Origin of the sequence: Faecalibacterium sp. 9, from assembly GCF_048320955.1 — a bacterium.
GTDB lineage: Bacteria > Bacillota > Clostridia > Oscillospirales > Ruminococcaceae > Faecalibacterium > Faecalibacterium wellingii.
The window spans coordinates 1,138,302-1,153,795 of record NZ_JBLWGB010000001.1 but is presented as its reverse complement, the minus strand read 5'-3'; the positions used below and the strand labels follow the sequence as shown (position 1 = coordinate 1,153,795).

The window sequence follows — 15,494 nt, the reverse complement described above, 5'->3', positions numbered from 1 at the left end:
AAAACCATGGTCTGCCATGCGGTGTAATACAAAACCGCCGCATCTGTCTTATAAACGGATGCGGCGGCGGGATTATTGCAGCGGGCTATAAAATTTTTTGGGGAAGCTCTGCCGCCGGGGTCACTGGGCCTGTGCCGGTTCCCGGTTCAGGATCTCCATGAACTCCTCGCCGGTGATGGTCTCCTTCTGGTACAGATACTGTGCCAGCTCGTCCAGCTTGGCGCGGTTGTCGGTCAGGATGCGGATGGCCTTTTCGTGCTGGGCCTTGACCAGCTCCACCACCTTCTGGTCGATCTCGCGCTGGGTCTGCGCCGAGCAGGCCAGCGAGGTGTCGCCGCCCAGATACTGGTTGTTCACGGTCTCCAGCGCCACCATGTCAAAGTCCTTGCTCATGCCGTAGCGGGTGAGCATGGCGCGGGCAAGCTTGGTGGCCTGCTCGATATCGTTGGAGGCACCGGTGGTGATGGATCGGAACACCACTTCCTCGGCGGCGCGTCCGCCGGTAAGGGTGGCGATCTTGTTTTCCAGCTCTTCCCTGCTCATCAGGTAGTGGTTGCCCTCGTCCACCTGCATGGTGTAGCCCAGTGCGCCGGAGGTGCGGGGGATAATGGTGATCTTCTGCACAGGGGCAGAGTTGGATTGCTTGGCCGCCACCAGTGCATGGCCGATCTCGTGGTAGGCCACGATGCACTTTTCCTTGTCGGTCAGGATGGAGTTCTTCTTCTGGTAGCCTGCAATGACCACCTCGATGCTCTCCTCCAGATCGGACTGGGTCACGCTCTTGCGGCCTGCACGCACGGCGCGCAGGGCTGCTTCGTTGACGATGTTGGCCAGCTCGGCACCGGAGGCGCCGGAGGCCATGCGGGCCACGGTGTTGAAGTCGATGCCCGGGGCCAGCGCCACCTTTTTGGCGTGCACTTTCAAAATCTCTTCGCGGCCCTTGAGGTCGGGCAGTTCCACCGGCACGCGACGGTCAAAACGTCCGGGACGGGTCAGGGCCGGGTCCAGCGAATCCGGGCGGTTGGTGGCCGCCAGAATGATGACGCCGGTGTTGCCCTCAAAGCCGTCCATCTCGGTGAGCAGCTGGTTCAAAGTCTGCTCACGCTCGTCGTTGCCGCCGAGGTTGCCGCTGTTGCGCTTCTGGCCGATGGCATCGATCTCATCGATGAACACGATACAGGGGGCCTTTTCCTTGGCCTGCCGGAACAGGTCGCGCACCTTGGACGCGCCCATGCCCACGAACATCTCCACAAATTCAGAACCGGAAATGGAGAAGAAGGGCACATTGGATTCGCCTGCTACGGCCTTGGCCAGCATGGTCTTGCCGGTGCCCGGAGGGCCCACCAGCAGGATGCCCTTGGGCATGGATGCGCCAATGCTCTCGTACTTGCCGGGGTCGTGCAGGTAATCCACGATCTCCTGCAGGTTTTCCTTAGCTTCATCCTCACCGGCAACATCCGCAAAGCGGATGCCGTGGGTGGACTGCACATAGACCTTGGCGTTGGACTTGCCCACGCCGCCGAACATCATAGCCCCCGGGCCGCCGCCGGCCTTTTCCATCAGCTTTTTGTTCATCTGGTTGCCGATGAAGCTGAACAGCAGGATGGGCAGCAGGAACCAGATCAGGAAATTGAGTATCGGCGACCCCTGCTCCACGATCTCGCTGGAAAACTGTGCTCCGGCATCATACAGGCGCTGGGTAAGCTCCGGGTCGTTCATCAGGCCGGTCTTGTAGACCTGCTTTTCCTCTTTATCGGTAAAAATGATCTGGTTGGATTCGATATCCACACGGCCGATGTTCTTTTCCTCGGTCATGGTCATAAAGGTACCGTAGTCCACTTCCTCCACCTGACGCTCGCTCATCCACGGCACCAGCACAAGGTTGAGCAGCAGCAGGACCGCCAGCACGATGGCGTAATAGATCGCCAGCGGCTTTTTGGAAGGTTTGACTTCTTTCATGACGCTTCCTCCTTTGGTTCTTGATGCAAGTAGTATAGCACAGTAAAACCGGGCGCAACAGCAATTCGAGCACAACTTTCCAAAAACTTAGCAGTTTGTTAACAAAGGTCCCCTCTGCATACAAAAAGAGAGCAGCCGAAGCTGCTCTCTTTGGTTTAGCATGGGTTTACTGCTTAGGGAACGCCTTGTTCCAGGTCTCAATGACCTTGATCTTGGGCATCCAGCCTTCCGGCTTGAAGGTTTCTGCGGTCTTGGCGTCCATGATGCCCTGTTCCACGCACCACTGTGCGGCCTTTGCCATGTCGGCGTCGGCCACATCCGCAAACGCGGGCTGTGCGGCGGGTTCGGGCCTGCCTGCATTGTTCCAGACGAGCAGTGCCAGCTGGCCGCGGTTTGCGGGGATGGCTGCGCCCTCGGGCAGAATGTTGTGCAGGATCACCCGGGTAGCGATCTCGTAGCCGCCCCAGACTGCTGCGCCGCCCACCAGAACGGCTGCAACCGCGCCGCCTGCGTCAGAGCCGGAGTCCACCGTACCGGTATCGTCGAGGGTGGTGCCACCGCTGCTTGCCGGGGCAATGCTGATGTACGGATCATTAAAAGCACCCGTGTATCCTGTGCCGCTTTCGCCCGTGTAGAAAGTCTCCGCACTTGCGGCAGCCGCACCGGTCTTGATCTCGTACTTCTGTGTATGAGTCGGGGTGTATTTCAGCTCACCTCTGACAGCCTTGCCGCTGCCCTTGTTTTCCAGCGTTACAGTGCCAGAACAGCTAATGTCAGCAGCGCCGCCAATGGTTGCTCCACTGTCTTGATTACCAGAAATGGTCACATTCTGTGCTCCATTAACAGTCAGATCCGTTTTCACTGCTACAAATGTGTCAGATGTGATCTCCGCATTTCCTGTACAATCAATTTCTGCGCTGCCAAAAATCGTATAAGTTGCCTTTGTGGATTCGTTTGCATTGCATACGCCACGGATCGTCACATCATGTGCTTTTACTACCTTTAATGTTCTGGAAGCGCTACTTCCACCAATCACATCGCCTGTGCCCTCATTTTCCAGCAGGATATTGCCGGTACAGTTGATTGTAACATCACCACAGACAACAGTTCCGAACGAATCACTATCCGCAGCGTTTTTGCTGACTACGGTCACATTCTGCGCTCCATCAACAGTCAGACTTCCATCTACCACGATGCCGCCTGCGTCGTTGCTCAGCTTCACATCCACACTGTCCGCAGCTGTAATATTGATTTTCAACTTGCCAAAGGTGCCGGTACCGGTCAGGGTGTGGCTCTCCGGGTCATAGGTGAGCTTGCCGTTGGTGTAGGTGTCACCGAGAATGTTCCCGCAGTTATTGCTGGTCACTCCAATGGCTTCACCATGGTTCATCGTAACCGTGATGCCGTAGTTGGTTACTTTATCATCCGAGTCAGTGGTTTCCGGGGTACCAGGCTGGATGTTCAGATACTTCGCATTCACCGTTGCAGAGTAAGTCGTATCCGTCAGCGCAGTCTGCGTATTGCTACTTTCACTTTCACCAACTGCCACACGGTAAGCACTCGTGGTATCAGTGCGGGTGAACTTAACAGTTCCGTCAATCACGCCACTGCCATCATTACCAACCGTCAAACTGGGTGCGGTAACATCAATGTACGCTTTTTCACCAGAGAGGAAGCTGTTGCTCGAATGGCTCTTGAGGGTTACAGCATCGGCTGCGGTTACAATGAGGGACATATCCTTCAACGCGTTTGCACTGGATGCATTGGCATCAAACGTTACTTTACCGCCGCTGATAATGTCCGATTTCGTAGATTCCCGGCTGGTTTTAGCAATGCCGCCTTTAATATCAACATTGCCGTCAGCTTTTACGCGTACTCTGCCACCTGCAACAAGGCCATCTTCCTCATTATTAACAATGCTTACATTTCCAGAAGCGTCCTCGACCCAGATTAAAACACCAGCGGTGGGAACAGTACTGCTGCCACCAACGATACTGACACTCCGCGCTTTACAGTCTGACGCAGCCTGCTCCGCTACTTGTCCACCACCGGTATTGAAAAGTTTTACATCACCAGTTGCTCTAATAACCGCCTGTTCTTTGACAGTGGCTTCACTATTGCTGCTTGTGATCGTAACATTTTTTATAGGAGATTCCTCCGTCCCGATGTAAACAGTGCCATTTACAGCTTTTTGGTCGCTGCCATCAATGTAGATGCTGTCCTCCGCGGAATCCGTTTTTATGGTCATATAACCATTTTTCGGTGGGGTCAGCATGCCCTCGAATTTGTAAGTCTTGCTTGTAGCATCATACTCGATTTGAACACTTTCAAATGGATTATAGCCATTTTCCCAGTTCAGAGTACCATCTGCTTCGGGGTTCGCGGTAGCAAGTAGTTCGTTGCTCCACCAAATGGTCAACGCACCACTCTGTGTGTTGCCGTCTGCCGCCAGTGCACTGAGGGGACTTGCCGCCTGCAGCAGCATACCAAAGCTCAGCAGACCGGCAAGGAGTTTTCGGGTCCATCGTTTCATAAAATGAGTGCCTCCTCTCTTTCTTTGTCTGTATCATATCATGCTTGCCCCTCCCCCGGACGATCTCCGGCACGAATCGACTGTAAAATGCATCGAATCGACCCGTGCACAATTTTGGAAAATTCTGCCCCTTCTTTTGTGAAATTGTTTCATTTTGAGAATGAGCCAGACTGCTTGACACTGCCTGCGAATCATGCTAAACTTAGTCCACTTTGAAAAAAGCACAAATGCGTTGACGGGGAAAAAACGAATTTCTTCTGCGTACAGAGAGCCGCCGGGTGGTGCAAGGCGGGTGCAGAGGGTTTCGGTTACTGGCCCCTGAGCGGCAGAGCTGAACATGCAAGTAGGCTCTGACGGACGCCCACCGTTACCCGGGCAGCGATTCGCCGCAAAAGCCGATCGTGCAAAGCGGCTGTGCCCAAAGGCGCAGCAAAGAGAGTGGTACCACGGGTGCCCTGTAGTTTGAATTTACAGGCTCTCGTCTCTCAAGGTTTTCGCCTTGAAAGACGAGAGCCTTTTCGTATGTAAACCCTCTCAGTCGCCTGACGGCGACAGCTCCCCCGAGGGGGGAGCTTTAAGAAAAGGGAAGAGATCTTTCTTCGAAGAAGGACCGACTTGCCCGTCAGAAGCCGAAAAGCTCCCCCTTTGGGGGAGCTGGCAGCCCCGCAGGGGCTGACTTGAGAGGGTTCGTCTCACCACAACATCAGGAGGACGCACATTATGATGGACGCAACCAAGTACGCTCCGGGTTACTACCCGGTACCCGCAGGCTATAACAGCTGGGTAAAGAAGGATCACATTGAAAAGGCCCCCGCATGGTGCAGTGTGGACCTGCGCGACGGCAATCAGGCCCTGATCGTGCCCATGAGCCTTGAGGAAAAGCTGGAGTTCTTCCAGATGCTGGTAAAGATCGGCTTCAAGGAGATCGAGGTGGGCTTCCCTGCCGCCAGCGACACCGAGTACGAGTTCCTGCGCACCCTGATCGAAAAGAACATGATCCCCGAGGATGTTACCGTGCAGGTGCTGACCCAGTGCCGCGACCACATCATTCGCAAGACCTTTGAGGCCGTCAAGGGCGCTCCCCGGGCGGTGATCCACTTCTACAATTCCACCTCTGTGGCCCAGCGCGAGCAGGTGTTCCACAAGAGCAAGGAGGAGATCAAGAAGATCGCCACCGACGGCGCAAAGCTGGTCAAGCAGCTCAGTCAGGAGTACGAGGGCAACTTCCTGTTCGAGTACAGCCCCGAGAGCTTCACCGGCACCGAAGTGGACTACGCCGTGGATGTGTGCAATGCCGTGTTGGACATCATGCAGCCCACCCCGGACCGTCCCATGATCATCAACCTGCCCGTCACCGTGGAAATGAGCATGCCGCATGTCTACGCCAACCAGATCGAGTACTGCGACAAGCACCTGAAATACCGCGACAGCGTCATCATCTCCACCCACCCCCACAACGACCGCGGCACCGGCGTAGCCTGCGCAGAGCTGGCCGTGCTGGCGGGTGCACAGCGGGTGGAGTGCTGCCTGTTTGGCAACGGCGAGCGCACCGGCAACGTGGACGCGGTGACGCTGGCCATGAACATGTACAGCCACGGCGTAGACCCCAAGCTGGACTTCTCTGATATGCCGGACATCTGCGCCACCTACGAGCGGGTGACCCGGATGCACATTTACGAGCGCACCCCCTACGCCGGTCAGCTGGTGTTCGCCGCCTTCTCCGGCAGCCATCAGGACGCCATTGCAAAGGGCATGGCCTACCGCAAGGAGCATGGCGAGCACCGCTGGACCTGCCCCTACATCCCGGTGGACCCCCACGACATCGGCCGCACCTACGACGCCGACGTCATCCGCATCAACAGCCAGAGCGGCAAGGGCGGCATCGGCTTTGTGCTGGAGCAGAACTTCGGCTACAACCTGCCGCCCAAGATGCGTGAGGCGCTGGGCTACAAGGTCAAGAGCGTTTCCGACCACAGCCACAAGGAGCTGAGCGCAAACGAGGTGCTGCACATCTTCGAGGATGCCTTCCTCAACCGCTGCAAGCCGCTCAACGTTTTGGAAGCCCACTTTGCACAGGTGGGCGGCATCACCGCCACCGTCACGCTGGAGCTGAACGGTCAGCGCAAGGTGGTCACCTCGGTGGGCAATGGCCGTCTGGACGCTGTGGCAAACGCCATCCAGAGTGCCACCGGCATGGAGTTCCACCTCGAGACCTACTCCGAGCACAGTCTGGACGAAGGCTCTACCTCCCGTGCTGCCTCCTACGTCGGCCTTGTCTGGGGCGATAACACCGTCACATGGGGTGCCGGCACCGACACCGATATCATCGTGGCCGGCATCAAGGCACTGGTGAGCGCGATCAATAATAAATAAAAGCATTTTTTCGATAAAAGGAGAGTACCATCATGGGAATGACCCTGACGCAGAAAATTCTTGCCGCACATGCTGGTCTTGCCGAGGTCAAGGCAGGCCAGCTCATCAATGCAAAGCTGGACATCGTGCTGGGCAACGACATCACCACCCCGGTTGCCATCAACGAGTTCGAGCGTGCTGGTTTCAACTCCGTGTTCGACAAGCAGCACATCGCCATCGTGCTGGATCACTTTGTGCCCAACAAGGACATCAAGAGCGCCACCCAGTCCAAGCAGTGCCGCGAGTTCGCCAGCAAGTACGACATCCTCAACTTCTACGATGTGGGCCAGATGGGCATTGAGCACGCCCTGCTGCCGGAAAAAGGCATCGTGACCGCAGGCGACTGCGTGATCGGTGCGGACAGCCACACCTGCACCTATGGTGCACTGGGTGCCTTCTCCACCGGCGTCGGCTCCACCGACATGGCCGCCGGCATGGCCACCGGCATGGCATGGTTCAAGGTTCCCTCTGCCATCAAGTTCGTGCTCAAGGGCAAGTTCGGCCCCCGGGTGTCCGGCAAAGATCTCATCCTGCACATCATCGGCATGATCGGTGTGGACGGCGCACTGTACAAATCCATGGAGTTCACCGGCCCGGGCGTTGCCGGTCTTACCATGGACGACCGCCTGTGCATCTGCAACATGGCCATCGAGGCCGGTGCCAAGAACGGCATCTTCCCGGTGGACGATGTGACCCGCAGCTACCTCAAGGGCCGCAGCCAGCGTGAGCCGGTGTTCTTTGAGGCCGACCCGGATGCCGAGTACGAAAAGACCATTGAGATCAATCTGGACAAGCTGGAGCCCACCGTCAGCTACCCCCACCTGCCCGAGAACACCCACCTTGCCAGCGAGGGCAGGGACATCAAGATCGATCAGGTAGTGATCGGCAGCTGCACCAATGGCCGTCTGGAGGACATGGAAGCCGCCTACAACGTGCTCAAGGGCAAGCACATTGCCAAGGGCGTGCGCGGCATCATCATCCCCGCCACCATGGCCGTTTACAAGGAATGCATCCTGCGCGGCTGGACCACCGCCTTCATCGATGCAGGCTGCATCGTGTCCACCCCCACCTGCGGCCCGTGCCTCGGCGGCTACATGGGCATTCTGGCCGAGGGCGAGCGCTGCGTTTCCACCACCAACCGCAACTTTGTGGGCCGCATGGGCCATGTGAAGAGCGAGGTCTACCTTGCTTCTCCCGCCACTGCCGCCGCCAGCGCACTGACCGGCTACATCACCGACCCCCGCACGGTCTGATCGGAAAGGAGCACAACAATGAACGCTAAAGGTTCTGTTTTCAAATACCCGGACAACGTGGATACCGATGTCATCATCCCGGCCCGCCACCTGAACACGCAGGACGCCAAAGAGCTGGCCAGCCACTGCATGGAGGACATCGACAAGGACTTCGTCAAGAAGGTGAAGGACGGCGACATCATGGTGGGCGGCTGGAACTTTGGCTGCGGCTCCTCCCGTGAGCACGCACCGCTGTGCATCAAGACCGCCGGTATCTCGGTGGTCATTGCCAAGAGCTTTGCCCGCATCTTCTACCGCAACAGCATCAACATCGGTCTGCCCATCATGGAGTGCCCGGAGGCCGTGGACGCCATCAACGCAGGCGACACCGTGAGCGTGGACTTTGACACCGGCGTCATCACCGACGAGACCAACGGCAAGGTGTTCCACGCCGAGCCCTTCCCGCCGTTCATTCAGGAGATCATCTCTGCCGGTGGACTGATGAAGTCCATCAAGGCGAAGCAGTAAGGCAAGCCTGCTGACAATAAGGAGAACAAACCAATGGAAAAAAACATTGCTGTCATCTGGGGCGACTGCTCCAGCCCGGAGATCGTCAAGCAGACCATCCGTGTGCTTGACAAGGTGGCCGAAAAGTACGGCCACACCTTCCACTACACCGACGCTGCCATGGGCGGCGAAGCCATTGACAAGTACGGCGACCCGCTGCCCCAGCACGAGCTGGACAAGTGCCTTGCTGCGGACAGCGTCCTGCTGGGTGCCGTGGGCGGCCCCAAGTGGGAGGGTCTGCCCGGTGAGCAGCGCCCGGAGAAGGGCCTGCTGCGCCTGCGTGCAGGCATGGGCCTGTACTCCAACAACCGCCCGGCCAAGATCTGGCCCCAGCTGGCTCCTGCCAGCCCCCTGAAGCCCGAGATCGTGGCACAGGGCATCGATTTCATCATCGTGCGTGAGCTGATCGGCGGCGTATACTTCGGCAGTCACGAGACCCACACCCTCGCCAGCGGCGAGAAGCAGGCCATCGACTCCATGCCCTACTCGGAGCACGAGATCGAGCGCATCGGCCGCATCGGCTTCGAGACCGCACGCAAGCGCCGCAAAAAGCTGTGCTGCGTGGACAAGGCCAACGTGCTGGACACCAGCCGCCTGTGGCGCAGCGTGATGCACCGCCTGCAGGCCGAGTACCCGGATGTGGAATACAGCGAGATGTTCGTGGACAACTGCGCCATGCAGATCGTCAAGAATCCCGCCCAGTTCGACGTCATCGTCACCGAGAACATGTTCGGCGACATCCTGTCGGACGAGGCTTCCATGATCACCGGCTCCATCGGCATGATCCCGTCCTCTTCTCTGGGCGACGGCACCCGCGGCCTGTACGAGCCCATCCACGGCTCGGCCCCGGACATTGCGGGCAAGGACATCGTGAACCCCACCGCCTGCATCCTGTCTGCCGCCATGATGCTGCGCTACTCCTTCGGCCTGACCGAGGAAGCCGACGCCATCGAGAACGCCGTGAACAAGGTGCTGGACAAGGGCCTGCGCACCGCCGACAACATGAGCGAGGGCTGCACCTGCCTTGGCTGCACCGCCATGGGCGACGCCATTCTGGCCGAGATCTGAGTTTTTCCATAACGCACAAAGGGGAACGACAGCCGTCGTTCCCCTTTTCGTCTGCACAAAAAAAGAGCAGCTGTTTCCAGCTGCCCTTCTGCGATACAGTTTTTTACTTGGTGCCGTAGATACGGTCGCCGGCGTCGCCCAGACCGGGAACGATGTAGCCGTTCTCGTTCAGGTGGTCGTCCTGTGCGCCGAGGTAGATATCCACATCAGGGTGTGCCTCGTGCAGGGCCTTGATGCCTTCCGGAGCAGCGATCAGGCCGATGAACTTGATGCGCTTTGCGCCATGCTTCTTGATCTGGGTGATGGCATCGATGGCGCTGCCGCCGGTAGCCAGCATCGGGTCCAGAACCAGAACGTCACGCTCTGCAATGTCCTGCGGCAGCTTGCAGAAGTACTCCACGGGCTGCAGGGTCTCCTCGTTGCGGTACAGGCCGATGAAGCCCACCTTTGCAGCGGGCAGCAGGGTCAGCATACCGTCCAGCATACCCATGCCTGCGCGCAGGATGGGCACCAGAGCCAGCTTGCGGCCAGCCAGCACCTTGGTCTTTGCCATGGTGATGGGCGTCTCGATCTCCACCTCTTCCAGAGGCAGGTCACGGGTCGCTTCGTAGCACAGCAGGGTCGCGATCTCGCCAACGAGGTCACGGAACTCCTTGGTACCGGTCTGCTTGTTGCGCAGAATGCTCAGCTTGTGCTGCAGCAGCGGATGCTCAACGATCATCGGGGTCATAAAAACACGCTCCTTATTTTAAATAGATAACTCTATCGGGTACGGGATCACGCTCTGAAACAGCTCCGCATACGCTTCGCCATGATCAGAAGGGTCGTAACGAAAAACGGCATCTGCACTGCAGTATTTCTATGCAGCTGCCCATGCGTTTGGAGCGGCCCTGCGGTTGCGCAGCAATGAAAGCCCCAGTGGGTCTTTCAAGCAGGCGAGCGATCTGCGATAGCAGATGGAAGGGCTTTGCCCTGACAAGCGTCGGGGCCGCGACAAACGCGAAATCAAAAAAATTTTTTCCTTGATTCATGGCCAGAGTAAAACGGAGGCCATTCCAATCGTCAAGCCTGAGAATCAGCGATTCTCCAATGCGGTCAGCTTGTCGATGCGGCGCTGATGGCGGCCGCCTTCAAACTCGGTATTCAGGAAAATATCCACCAGCTGGCAGGCCAAGCCTGCACCCACCACGCGGCCGCCCATGCACAGGGCGTTGGCGTCGTTGTGACGGCGGGTATACTCGCAGCTGAAGCTGTCGGAGCAGCAGCAGGCACGAATGCCCTTGATCTTGTTTGCCGCCATGCTGATGCCCACGCCGGTGCCGCAGAACAGCAGTGCCTTTTCACACTGGCCGTTCACCACGGCGTCGCAGGCAGGCACTGCCATGTCGGGGTAATCCACGCTGTCGGTGCTGTGGGTGCCAAAATCGATGTATTCCAGCCCCAGCTCCTTCAGATGTGCCTTGACAGCTTCCTTCAGTTCAAATCCGCCGTGGTCAGCGGCCAGTGCAATGGGTTTTGCCATGGAAAAACGTCCTTTCTCTTGTAACGTAAACTATAACTCAAGCTTTTTCTTTTTTTGCCGCAGCTTCGGCCGCAAGGCGCTCTGCGCGCTCCCGCTCCGCCTGGCTCAGGCGGTGATAATCCGGCAGCAGTGCCTCCGGCAGCACAGCCTGTCCGGCTGCGGCCATCTGCTTTGCCACAAGGGCTACCGCTGCAGCCCGTCCGCCGCGCAGCGCCGGGGGCGTTTGCAGCACGCCCGGCACACTGCTGTATTTATTATAGCACAGAGAAGCGCCATCACCAACAAAAAACAGGGGCTTTTTGCAATTTTCTACAAATTCTGCAAGATCAGCCACAGCCCGGGCATCGTCCTCCAGCAGGCGCCGGTGGGTGGAAAGCTCGAATGCGGCGCTGTACACCTGTGCGCGGCGGGCATCCAGTGCGCACAGCACGGTGCCCTCGCCGGTGTGTGCTGCGGCCAGTGCTTCCAGCGTAGACACCGGTGCGCACAGCGTCTCCCGCGGGAAGGCAAGGCCCTTGACCGCTGCCAGACCGATGCGCAGGCCGGTAAAGCTGCCGGGACCAGCGTTGACGCCATACAGGTCGATGTCCGCGCAGGTCATGCCGCACATCTTCAGGCAGGTGTCGATCATGGGCATCAGGGTCTCGCTGTGGGTCATGCCCGCGTCCAGATAGACCTCGTACAGCAGGCGGTCGTCCTGCAAAAGGGCCACACCGGCCGTCTTGCCCGCCGTATCCACGGCTAAGATGTTCATAGCGTTACCCCCTCAATGGTGATCCTGCGGGTGTTCTCGTCCACGCGCTGGATGTCCACCCGGATGGGGTCTTCCAGCGCCAGCAGGTCGGCGAAATTCTCGCTCCACTCTGCCGCCACAACGGCCCCCTGATCCAGATAATCGTAAAAGCCTGCCGCACACAGATCATTCTCGGTGGAAATGCGGTACAGGTCAAAGTGTGCCAGCGGTCTCGGGCCGCGGTAATAGTTCACGATGGCAAAGGTGGGGCTGGACACCGGGTCGGTGCAGCCAAGCCCCTGCGCAAGGCCCTCGGTGAAAGCGGTCTTGCCCGCGCCAAGCCCGCCGGTAAAGGCCACCAGAGAGCCCGGTGCCAGAGCGCTGGCCATGCGTGCGCCCAGCGCCACGGTCTCGGCACGGGAGTGGGTGATATATTCAGACATGAAGCTTACCTCATTTTATAAAGCAAAAGGGACGGCAGAGCTCTGCCATCCCTTAGTATAATATACTTTGCACAAAAGCGCAATGCCAAGAAACCGCTGCGCAAGGAAATCAACTTTTGCAGCTTGGCCCGGAGCTAAAGCCTTCACCCCTTGGGGGGAAGGTGGCGCGTAGCGCCGGATGAGGGGTATTTAGGGTAAAATGCTGCTGTCCTGCGCCCTCATCAGTCACCTGCGGTGACAGCTTCCCCCGGCCGGGGGAAGCCTTCATGCGGAAAATTGATTTCCGTGACCGCTGCGGAGTCTGCTCAGGCCGCAGTTGCAGCTTCTTCTGCCGTGTAGGGGTTGGGCAGCACGGCACTCCGGCTTCCGCTCAGCATCGCATAGGATGCCGCCGCATGGGGCCGTCTGCCGCCCTGCTCGTTGTACCAGATGATATCATCGGTGCCGTAGATGCTCTTGGCATAGTCCACGGCCTGCTCCAGCGTTTCGCCTTCGATCATCCGGTTCACGGTGGCCCACAGCATGCTGCGGGAGTACACCGAGTACACATTGTTCACATAGCCCATCACGGCTTTGGCACCGCCTGCCAGCAGGCCGTCTGCCATAGCGGTGTCCACATGGCCGTTCTTGCCATAGAACTCACAGGTCTCGCTGAGCACGATGCCATTGCCCCGGTATGCACTGCGGAAGAAATCGCCGTTGACGGCATACATGCCGTTCACCTTGACCACACGGTGGGCCAGCAGGTCAAAGCCATAGCGCAGGTCGCTCCAGAATTCTGATTTTTCGCTCAGCAGGATCAGCGGCTCGGTGGCGGTCCTTTTCCACAGCCAGCCGTATTCATAGGTATAGTAGGCACCATGGGTGCTCAGGATGCACAGGTCATAATCACCCATCCTGCGCAGGTCGGACACGGTAACGGTGGTGTCCAGTCTGGTCTGCAGCCCCACCGAATCCCAATAGGTCTGCATATAGGCATAGTACGGGTAGCGGGCGCTGTTGATGGTGTTGTCAAAGGCGTAATAGATGGCCGCCGTGCCCACCCGCTTGTTCTCGGCCAGCTGCTGCAGCTGTTCTTTCTCCAGCTGCGGCAGAGCGGCAGCGTTCTCCTCCTCCGGGTCTGCCACCAGAATGCCACCCAGCGCACCGCAGCTGTAGGTAAAGCTCACCATGCCGTTTTCGGCATCGGTGTACACAGAGCCCTGCTTCACAAGGCCCTGCCGGGTCAGTTCTTCCAGCTGCTGCAGGGCTGCATCGATGCGCTCGTCCTCGCTCATCCGGGTGTAATCCTCGCTGTCGGTCAGCTCCGTGACTGCAGCATCTGCCCGCTGCATCCCGCGCACATCCGCAGCCGTCAGGCTCTGCTGCACAGCGGCGGTTTCCTCCGGCTGCTGTGCAAAAGCCGCCATGGGCAGAGCTGTCAGTGCAAAAGCCAGCGCACACAGCACACACACAAGGCGGCAGGGTCTATTCTGTTTCATTCCCATTCCCTCCGGGCCTGCCGTGCGCCCATGCAGCACGGGGCCCTTTTCCGGCAGGCAGGATGCCTGCCCGGCCAATGACCGGCCGTTCCATCTTCTTCCCGCGGCAAAAACTTCATCCGTGTTTGTCGTGCCTTCATTGTAGATGCTGCCGTCCGCTTTGTCAAGCACCCACGCAGATTTTACAAGGCTGTTCCACACGGCAGATTGAAAACGCTGTGCCATCTGTGTATAATAAGGGTAAACTGGGTTTGTGTTGCCTATGTGTGCAGCCGGGCCCGGTGTGCATCTGGAAACGAAAGGTGGTGCTTTCTTGGAAAGCATTCGACAATATCTGAAGCGGACGGATAAGCTCTACCTGCTGCTGTGCATCTTCAGCAGCACCATGGCTGTGGTGGCTCTGGCCTCCTGGGCCGCAAAGCAGGGCAGCGGCTTTGCTACCGATGAGCTCACCGGTGCCATTATCGGCATCGGCGATTACCGCCGTGCGCTGGTGCAGGCCGGTGCGGCGGTGTTGGGCATCATCCTTGCGCTGCTGCTCTCCTGCATCGACTACCGCAGCCTCGTCAAGGTGTGGCCGGTGCATGTGGCCCTGACATGGGGCCTTGTGCTGCCCACCCTGTTCATCCGCAACGTGACCATCGGCCCGCTGACCATCGGCTTCAACGCCGGTGATACCGATAACTACTCCTGGTACAAGCTGGGCGGCTTTACCTTCCAGCCCACTGAGCTGGCAAAGATCAGTTTCATCCTCACCTTTGCCATGCATCTGAACAATGTGCGCAGCCGCATCAATGAGCCCAAGGAGCTGGCCAAGCTGCTGCTGCACCTGCTGGTGCCCATCGCCATCATCCATGTTCAGGGCGATGACGGCACCGCCATCATCTACGGCATCATCGGCTGCAGCATGATGTTTGCGGCGGGCCTGAGCTGGAAGTATATCATCGGAGCCATTGCAGCCGCCGCTGCCGCAGTGGCCGCAGCCTTCGCCTTTTTCAGTGATAAGATCGGCAAGGGCTACCAGTGGTACCGCATTCTGGCCGTCATCGACCCGGAGAACACCACCGGCTGGGCACCCAACGAGACCACCTGGAAAAACATCATCTACCAGCAGCAGCGCGGCGAGATCGCCATCGGCTCCGGCGGCATCTTCGGCAACGGCCTGTTCAGCGGCCGGTACTACGGCGTACCCAACGCCCACAACGACTTTATCCTCAGTTGGATAGGCAACACCATGGGCTTTGTGGGCCTGTGCATCGTGCTGGGCGCCCTGCTGGCGCTGGTGATCAAGACCTTTGCCACCGGTGCCCGCAGCGAGGATCTGCTGGGCAGCTATATCTGCGCCGGCATCGGCGGTGCCCTGATGGCTCAGATCGCCGTGAACGTGGGCATGAACCTGCGGGTGCTGCCGGTCATCGGCGTCACCCTGCCCTTTTATTCTGCGGGCGGCAGCTCGGTGCTGATGCTGTATATCTGCGTGGGGCTTGTGCTGTCGGTCTATATGCACAACACAAAGAGCCTGTTCGGGTAAGGCTCCGGATTTT

General features: G+C 58.5%; 12 protein-coding genes and 1 other annotated feature. Of the genes, 5 read left to right on the top strand and 7 right to left on the bottom strand.

What is annotated here, in order from left to right; all coding sequences use genetic code 11:
- Positions 1 to 120: 120 nt before the first annotated feature.
- Together ftsH and ACKXF9_RS05470 are read right to left on the bottom strand one after the other, a co-directional pair.
- Complete coding sequence (gene ftsH, locus ACKXF9_RS05475; protein WP_418265534.1) at positions 121 to 1,959, bottom strand: ATP-dependent zinc metalloprotease FtsH; 1,839 nt, start codon at positions 1,957 to 1,959, stop codon at positions 121 to 123.
- Positions 1,960 to 2,125: 166 nt separating this feature from the next.
- Positions 2,126 to 4,492: a hypothetical protein gene (locus tag ACKXF9_RS05470; protein WP_418265533.1), complete on the bottom strand. Its 2,367-nt coding sequence runs from the start codon at positions 4,490 to 4,492 to the stop codon at positions 2,126 to 2,128.
- A 223-nt stretch (positions 4,493 to 4,715) separates the two neighbouring features.
- Positions 4,716 to 4,981, top strand: a binding site (T-box leader).
- 231 nt (positions 4,982 to 5,212) lie between these two features.
- Between ACKXF9_RS05470 and ACKXF9_RS05465 the strand changes: the two genes are divergently transcribed.
- From ACKXF9_RS05465 to leuB, 4 genes are read left to right on the top strand one after another with little or no spacing between them, the layout of a single operon-like run.
- Positions 5,213 to 6,865 carry a 2-isopropylmalate synthase gene (locus tag ACKXF9_RS05465; protein ID WP_418265532.1) on the top strand — a complete coding sequence of 551 codons (1,653 nt, stop codon included), beginning with the start codon at positions 5,213 to 5,215 and terminating at the stop codon, positions 6,863 to 6,865.
- Positions 6,866 to 6,897: 32 nt separating this feature from the next.
- A complete protein-coding gene (gene leuC / locus ACKXF9_RS05460; protein WP_418265531.1) occupies positions 6,898 to 8,157 on the top strand; it encodes a 3-isopropylmalate dehydratase large subunit in 1,260 nt (419 codons plus the stop codon).
- An 18-nt stretch (positions 8,158 to 8,175) separates the two neighbouring features.
- On the top strand, positions 8,176 to 8,664 hold the full coding sequence (gene leuD, locus ACKXF9_RS05455) for a 3-isopropylmalate dehydratase small subunit (RefSeq protein ID WP_097774026.1): 489 nt from the start codon (positions 8,176 to 8,178) through the stop codon (positions 8,662 to 8,664).
- A 33-nt stretch (positions 8,665 to 8,697) separates the two neighbouring features.
- A complete protein-coding gene (gene leuB, locus ACKXF9_RS05450; RefSeq protein WP_348584650.1) occupies positions 8,698 to 9,771 on the top strand; it encodes a 3-isopropylmalate dehydrogenase in 1,074 nt (357 codons plus the stop codon).
- Positions 9,772 to 9,874: 103 nt separating this feature from the next.
- On the opposite strand, the gene upp is transcribed toward leuB, so the two are convergent.
- The 5 genes from upp to ACKXF9_RS05425 form a co-directional block, all read right to left on the bottom strand.
- The gene (gene upp, locus ACKXF9_RS05445; RefSeq protein ID WP_339395406.1) at positions 9,875 to 10,501 is read right to left on the bottom strand and encodes a uracil phosphoribosyltransferase; all 627 of its coding nucleotides are present in this window, start codon (positions 10,499 to 10,501) and stop codon (positions 9,875 to 9,877) included.
- A 345-nt stretch (positions 10,502 to 10,846) separates the two neighbouring features.
- The gene (gene rpiB / locus ACKXF9_RS05440) at positions 10,847 to 11,293 is read right to left on the bottom strand and encodes a ribose 5-phosphate isomerase B (RefSeq protein WP_348584649.1); all 447 of its coding nucleotides are present in this window, start codon (positions 11,291 to 11,293) and stop codon (positions 10,847 to 10,849) included.
- Positions 11,294 to 11,330: 37 nt separating this feature from the next.
- Entirely contained in the window at positions 11,331 to 12,047 is a 717-nt protein-coding gene (gene tsaB / locus ACKXF9_RS05435) for a tRNA (adenosine(37)-N6)-threonylcarbamoyltransferase complex dimerization subunit type 1 TsaB (RefSeq protein WP_249238069.1), read from the bottom strand.
- Entirely contained in the window at positions 12,044 to 12,469 is a 426-nt protein-coding gene (gene tsaE / locus ACKXF9_RS05430; RefSeq protein WP_418265530.1) for a tRNA (adenosine(37)-N6)-threonylcarbamoyltransferase complex ATPase subunit type 1 TsaE, read from the bottom strand. The genes tsaB and tsaE overlap by 4 nt, the downstream gene beginning before the upstream one ends.
- 305 nt (positions 12,470 to 12,774) lie before the next feature.
- Positions 12,775 to 14,175, bottom strand: a complete 1,401-nt coding sequence (locus ACKXF9_RS05425; RefSeq protein ID WP_418265529.1) for a hypothetical protein — start codon at positions 14,173 to 14,175, stop codon at positions 12,775 to 12,777.
- An 88-nt stretch (positions 14,176 to 14,263) separates the two neighbouring features.
- Here ACKXF9_RS05425 and ACKXF9_RS05420 point away from each other — a divergent pair, with 88 nt between their 5' ends.
- Positions 14,264 to 15,481: an FtsW/RodA/SpoVE family cell cycle protein gene (locus tag ACKXF9_RS05420; RefSeq protein ID WP_418265528.1), complete on the top strand. Its 1,218-nt coding sequence runs from the start codon at positions 14,264 to 14,266 to the stop codon at positions 15,479 to 15,481.
- Positions 15,482 to 15,494 lie beyond the last annotated feature (13 nt).

What these genes read in the sequence shown, in the direction of transcription:
- ftsH (WP_418265534.1), bottom strand. Translation starts at nt 1,959, where the DNA reads ATGAAAGAAGTCAAACCTTCCAAAAAGCCGCTGGCGATCTATTACGCC.
- ACKXF9_RS05470 (WP_418265533.1), bottom strand. Translation starts at nt 4,492, where the DNA reads ATGAAACGATGGACCCGAAAACTCCTTGCCGGTCTGCTGAGCTTTGGT.
- ACKXF9_RS05465 (WP_418265532.1), top strand. Translation starts at nt 5,213, where the DNA reads ATGATGGACGCAACCAAGTACGCTCCGGGTTACTACCCGGTACCCGCA.
- leuC (WP_418265531.1), top strand. Translation starts at nt 6,898, where the DNA reads ATGGGAATGACCCTGACGCAGAAAATTCTTGCCGCACATGCTGGTCTT.
- leuD (WP_097774026.1), top strand. Translation starts at nt 8,176, where the DNA reads ATGAACGCTAAAGGTTCTGTTTTCAAATACCCGGACAACGTGGATACC.
- leuB (WP_348584650.1), top strand. Translation starts at nt 8,698, where the DNA reads ATGGAAAAAAACATTGCTGTCATCTGGGGCGACTGCTCCAGCCCGGAG.
- upp (WP_339395406.1), bottom strand. Translation starts at nt 10,501, where the DNA reads ATGACCCCGATGATCGTTGAGCATCCGCTGCTGCAGCACAAGCTGAGC.
- rpiB (WP_348584649.1), bottom strand. Translation starts at nt 11,293, where the DNA reads ATGGCAAAACCCATTGCACTGGCCGCTGACCACGGCGGATTTGAACTG.
- tsaB (WP_249238069.1), bottom strand. Translation starts at nt 12,047, where the DNA reads ATGAACATCTTAGCCGTGGATACGGCGGGCAAGACGGCCGGTGTGGCC.
- tsaE (WP_418265530.1), bottom strand. Translation starts at nt 12,469, where the DNA reads ATGTCTGAATATATCACCCACTCCCGTGCCGAGACCGTGGCGCTGGGC.
- ACKXF9_RS05425 (WP_418265529.1), bottom strand. Translation starts at nt 14,175, where the DNA reads ATGGCACAGCGTTTTCAATCTGCCGTGTGGAACAGCCTTGTAAAATCT.